The sequence below is a fragment of the Candidatus Hydrogenedentota bacterium genome, assembly GCA_013359265.1.
Lineage (GTDB): Bacteria > Hydrogenedentota > Hydrogenedentia > Hydrogenedentales > SLHB01 > JABWCD01.
The window spans coordinates 1-5,375 of the sequence record JABWCD010000051.1 but is presented as its reverse complement, the minus strand read 5'-3'; the positions used below and the strand labels follow the sequence as shown (position 1 = coordinate 5,375).

Annotated in this window: 4 protein-coding genes; 1 reads left to right on the top strand and 3 read right to left on the bottom strand. The window is 58.6% G+C overall.

Translation table 11 applies throughout. The features are described from left to right. Nucleotides 1-707: 707 nt before the first annotated feature. Nucleotides 708-911 carry a membrane or secreted protein gene (locus HUU46_25330; GenBank protein NUM56966.1) on the top strand — a complete coding sequence of 68 codons (204 nt, stop codon included), beginning with the start codon at nucleotides 708-710 and terminating at the stop codon, nucleotides 909-911. Between the two features lie 37 nt (nucleotides 912-948). Here HUU46_25330 and HUU46_25325 read toward each other — a convergent pair whose 3' ends face one another. From HUU46_25325 to cysK, 3 genes are all read right to left on the bottom strand, one after another. Then, entirely contained in the window at nucleotides 949-2,763 is a 1,815-nt protein-coding gene (locus HUU46_25325; GenBank protein ID NUM56965.1) for a homoserine O-acetyltransferase, read from the bottom strand. 13 nt (nucleotides 2,764-2,776) lie between these two features. After that, entirely contained in the window at nucleotides 2,777-4,072 is a 1,296-nt protein-coding gene (locus tag HUU46_25320; GenBank protein NUM56964.1) for an O-acetylhomoserine aminocarboxypropyltransferase/cysteine synthase, read from the bottom strand. A gap of 72 nt (nucleotides 4,073-4,144) precedes the next feature. Next, the gene (gene cysK / locus HUU46_25315; GenBank protein ID NUM56963.1) at nucleotides 4,145-5,071 is read right to left on the bottom strand and encodes a cysteine synthase A; all 927 of its coding nucleotides are present in this window, start codon (nucleotides 5,069-5,071) and stop codon (nucleotides 4,145-4,147) included. Nucleotides 5,072-5,375 lie beyond the last annotated feature (304 nt).

Here is a 5,375-nt window from a genome sequence, read left to right as displayed (position 1 = left end):
CCGTCGCAACGCTCCAAGACGCCTTAACGACATACCTCAAAACCGGTCAGCTGCCGCCGTTACCCCCAAACGTCGCGGCAAACGGCTAAAGTGTTACGAGATTTCAAATTTGATATTGCATTTTCACGGTTGCTGCGTGCCCCGATACGGGTATGACAACTGCTCTGAAAATGTGCAATTCGTCCCGCGCGCCAACGGCGCAACGCAACCCTAGCCAGGGGCATCGCCCCTGGAAACTGTCCACGCCCCTATCACCCCGCGCTGAAAGCGCACCGCTCAAGTTTTCATAGTCTCCGGCGGAACTCTGTTCATGACGACTCGTAACCGCACACTCGATTCGCACCGAAACCTACGGGGCATACCGGCTACGACCTTTCGTAACCTGCTCCAGCACCATGAGTCTGAAATTCGCACGATTCGTCGTGCTCGTGCTCGTGCTCGTGCTCGTAATCGAGCATTCGAACTCCCGCACAGCCTCTATGCGCGCTCGACCTTTCGAACGAACTTGGTATTCACGACACCAGAGCAATTCGAGATACTACCTAGCTGAATCCTCGTGCCCGTGCTGTCCCGAGAATGGACCTTTAAGACATCCTGCTTGTGTTGGTTTGAAATTTGAGATTTCAAATCTGAAATTGAATTCTCATGGCTTCTTGGTATCCGAAAGGACACACCCGCTCCGACCTTTCTTAACCTGCTCCAGTCCCATGAGTTCGAAATTCGCACGATTCGTCGTGCTCGTGCTCGTGCTCGTGCCCGTGCTCGTGCCCGTGCTCGTGCTCGTGCTCGTAATCGTAATCGTAATCGTAATCGTAATCGAGCATTCGAACTCCCGCACAACCACTATGCGCGCTCGACCTTTCGAACGAATTGGGATCCATGACACCAGCGTGGACAACGGCGGCTCGTGATCCCACAAGCTAGACTCGCCAGACGGGACCTGCGCCGTTAACGCGACGTGATAACAAACACCGCTTCGTCCGCGAGCATGTTCGGCCACATTTGCGCGGACCAAACGAAGCCGCGGCGGCTGAGCGGAATTTCGCGTTCGATACGGAAGTTGCGATCGCGGCAATACTCGCGGAAATCCTTGATCGATAACACGTGCCGGTTGGGGCTGAGCCACCACGCATACGGCAGGTTGCGCGTGACCGGCGCCTTTCCCAACAACATCGACTTCGCACGGACCTTCCAGAACCCAAAGTTAGGAAAGCTCACGATGCATTTCTTCCCGACCCGCAGCATTTCCTGCAATACGAAGTCCGGCTTCTTGATTACCTGCAGGGTCATGCTCAGGATGACAAAGTCGTAACTCTGGTCCGGCAACGTCGTGAGGCCCTTGTCGATGTCCTGCTGAATGACGGATATACCGCGCCGCACGCAGCTCACGATGTTGCCCTGCGCCAACTCGATGCCGGTGTCGTCCACGCCCTTGTAATGAATGAGGCGATCGAGCAGTTCCCCGTCGCCGCACCCGATATCGAGCACGCGCGCGCCTTCGTCGACAAGATCGACAATCATGTCGTAGTCGACGCGGTCGCCTTCGTAGATGCTCGTCGACGCGGTCGGCGGACCGAAGTCCGCCTCGCTGTCGGCAAACGGTTGTCGGCGCGCGCCTTTCTTCGCGGGTTGCGCGGCGTATTCGAGAAAGCCGCTGATGAGTTTCTTCATCACGTCCACTTCGAGCAGGAACGCGTCGTGACCGTATTCCGACTGAATGTTGCAGTACGTCACGTCCTTGCGCTGGCGCGTGAGCGCGTCGACCACTTGTTGCGATTGATACGGCGGGTACAACCAGTCCGACGAATACGACAGCACCATGATCTTGCCCTGCACGCGCGCCATCGCATTATCGAGCGAACCGTACTGCGCGCCGAGATCGAAGTAGTTGATCGCTTTCGTGATGTAGAGATAGCTGTTCGCGTCGAACCGATTGACAAACTGCTCGCCTTGATAATCCAGATACGTCTCAACGGAAAACTCGCTCTTGAAGTCGTAGCTGTATTCCCGGGTGAACCGCAACGCGCGTCCGAATTTCTTGCCCATCGACTGATCGGAAAGATAGGTGATATGTGCGAGCATCCGCGCGATGGCGAGGCCCTCGTCCGGTTGCTCCTCGGCCCTGTAATAATCGCCATGTTTGAATGCCGGGTCCGCCTGAATCGCGTGCCGGCCCACGGAGTCAAACGCGATCCCCATGGCGCTCAATACGGGCGTTGACGCAATGACAATCGACGACGCGACCAGTTCCGGATAGCGCGTCATCCACTCGAGCGTCTGCATGCCCCCCATCGATCCGCCCGCTACGCACAACAGTTTTGAAATGCCGAGATGCTCGACCAGGAAGCGCTGCGCGTGCACGATGTCCCCGATGGTGATGACTGGGAAATCGAGGCCATAGGGTTTGCCCGTCGCGGGATTGATCGACCCCGGGCCGGTGGAACCCTGGCACCCACCAAGCACGTTCGAACAGATGACGAAGTACTTGGTTGTGTCGAAGCCCTTGCCCGGACCGATCATGTTGTCCCACCAACCGGGCTTGGCGTCCGTTTCCGAGTGGACGCCCGCAGCGTGCGCGTCGCCGGACAGCGCATGCACGATCAATACCGCATTCGACTTGTCCGCGTTAAGCGTCCCGTACGTTTCGTACGCAAGCGTGATCGGACCGAGCTTGCGCCCGCCCTCGAGTTCGAGTTCGTTGGGCGGCTCCGCAAATGTGAAGTGCTTCGTTTCGACGATTCCGACTGAGCCTTCTTGCGACATACGATCCCTAATCCTACTGCCCCGCGGCAGCCAGCGCCTGCTCGAAGTCGGCGATGATGTCCTCGATGTCTTCAAGGCCGCAGGATACGCGGACCATGTTCGGCGTGACGCCCGCCGCCTTCTGTTCGTCGGCGCTGAGCTGCTGGTGCGTCGTCGAGGACGGATGGATAACGAGCGTCTTCGCATCGAGTACGTTGGCGAGGTGGGACGCCAGCTTCACGCTGTTGATAAACTTTACGCCTGCCTCGTAGCCGCCCTTAATGCCAAACGTCATGATCGCGCCCTGTCCCTTCGGCAAATACTTCTGCGCGCGCACGTAGTCCTTGTGACTCTTCAGGCCCGGATAGTTCACCCACTCGACGTTCTTGTGCGATTCCAGGTACTGCGCGAGCGCCAGCGCGTTCTCGCAGTGGCGCGGCGCGCGCAGGTGCAGCGTCTCGAGGCCCAGCAGGAACATGAATGCGTTAAACGGCGACATGCACGGTCCCATGTCGCGCAGCAGCGTCACGCGTGCCTTCAGTATGTACGAAATGTTGCCGACGGGTTTGAACGCCTCGTAAAACTTCATCCCGTGATAGCTGTCGCACGGTTCCGTCAGCTCCGGGAACTTGCCGTTGTTCCAATCGAACCGGCCGCTGTCGACGATCACCCCGCCGATGGACGTGCCGTGCCCGCCGATAATCTTGGTCGCGGAGTGAACGACGATGTCCGCGCCGTAGTCGATCGGCCGAAACAGCAGCGGCGACGTCACCGTGCTGTCCACCATCAGCGGAATGTCGTGGTCGTGCGCAACTTTCGCGATTGCGTCGAAGTCCACAACGTCGTTCGCGGGATTGCCGATCGACTCAATAAACAGGAAGCGGGTGTTGTCGTCGATCTGGCTGGCGAAATTGTCCGGATCGGTCGCGTCGACAAACCGCACGTCGATACCGTAGTTCTTGAACGTATGATGAAACAGGTTATACGTGCCGCCGTACAGCGTCTGCGACGAAACGATGTTTTGTCCCATCTTGCAGATGTTGAGCGACGCGAGCGTAATTGCCGCCGATCCCGACGCCGTTGCCAGCGCGCCGACACCGCCTTCCAACGCCGCCATGCGCTTTTCAAATACATCGACCGTAGGGTTCATGATGCGCGAGTAGATGTTTCCGAACTCCTCGAGCGCGAACAGCCGCGCCGCGTGCGCGCTGTCGTTGAAGACGTACGACGTCGTCTGGTAGATCGGCACCGCCCGCGCGTTTGTTGCCGGGTCGGGCGACTGACCGCCGTGCAGCGCCAAGGTTCCAAGTCCGGGAATTCGCTCGTGCATGTTCTGCTACCTCAAATGGTAAAGGGCGAACCACCGGTTCGCCCTTGATGTTTCTACTCTCGCTATGCGCATTTACACTTCGAACAACGGCGTAGACAAATAGCGCTCGCCCGAGTCCGGCAGTATCGTCACGATCGTCTTGCCAGCGAACTCATCCAGCGCCGCGAGGCGCAACGCCACCGCCGCGGCCGCGCCGCAACTGATACCCCCGATGATGCCTTCTTCACGCGTCAACCGGCGCGCATACTCGAAGGCCTCGTCATTCGAGATCAGTTCGATGCGATCAACCAGGCTCATATCAAGCACATCCGGCTTGAATCCCGCGCCGATACCCTGAATCTTATGCGGTCCGCGCTGCCCGCCCGAAAGGACCGGCGACGCTTCCGGCTCGATCGCGACACTCGTGATCGCCTTCTTCTTTTCGTGCTTGATGTAGCGGGACACGCCCGTGATCGTGCCACCCGTGCCGATGCCGGACACCAACACGTCAATTTGCCCGTCGGTATCGTTCCAGATTTCCGGGCCGGTCGTCTTGAAGTGAATCTCCGGGTTGGCCGGGTTCTTGAACTGCTGCGGCATGAAGTAGTCCGGGTGCTCCGCCTGGATTTCTTCCGCCTGGGCGATTGCGCCGGGCATGCCTTTTTCGCCCGGCGTCAGCACAAGCTGCGAACCGAACGCCTTCAGCATCTGCCTCCGCTCGAGGCTCATCGTTTCCGGCATCGTGAGTATCAGTTTGTACCCGCGCGCCGCCGCAACAAACGCCAGCGCAATACCCGTATTCCCCGATGTCGGTTCGACTATCGTGCCGCCAGGCTTCAACGCGCCACGCTTTTCCGCGTCCCAGATCATGGCCGCGCCGATGCGGCATTTCACCGAATAAGCCGGGTTGCGCCCTTCGACCTTGCCGAATACTTTCGCCTTCAGCCCCTTGTCGAGCTTGTGCAGCCGTACAAGCGGGGTATTGCCAATGCTGTAACTGTTGTCGTCAAACACGCGCATCGGTGTCGTCCTCCGGAAAGGTTGAAAACAATTCGAGCGTGTCCGCGATGCGCCAACTGGGCAGACGCGCGGCTCATGGCTCCTCAGACAGTTTGGCGGATGGTAGCACCGGGGCGAAAATCAGTCAACCGATCAGTACCCCAACCAAGCAACCACTAGTGCCCTGAGTTTGAAACTCGCACGATTTGCCCTGCTCGTGCTCCTACTCGTGCTCGTGCTTCCATGAGAAGGTAAATCAACCTTGACCGGCGTGGCGGTCTTCCTTGTTGGGTCCGTATCCGTTTCGCCTTGCTTCCATTCGCAC

Coding starts and splice junctions, on each gene's coding strand:
- cysK (NUM56963.1), bottom strand. CDS start 5,071: ATGCGCGTGTTTGACGACAACAGTTACAGCATTGGCAATACCCCGCTT.
- HUU46_25320 (NUM56964.1), bottom strand. CDS start 4,072: ATGCACGAGCGAATTCCCGGACTTGGAACCTTGGCGCTGCACGGCGGT.
- HUU46_25325 (NUM56965.1), bottom strand. CDS start 2,763: ATGTCGCAAGAAGGCTCAGTCGGAATCGTCGAAACGAAGCACTTCACA.
- HUU46_25330 (NUM56966.1), top strand. CDS start 708: ATGAGTTCGAAATTCGCACGATTCGTCGTGCTCGTGCTCGTGCTCGTG.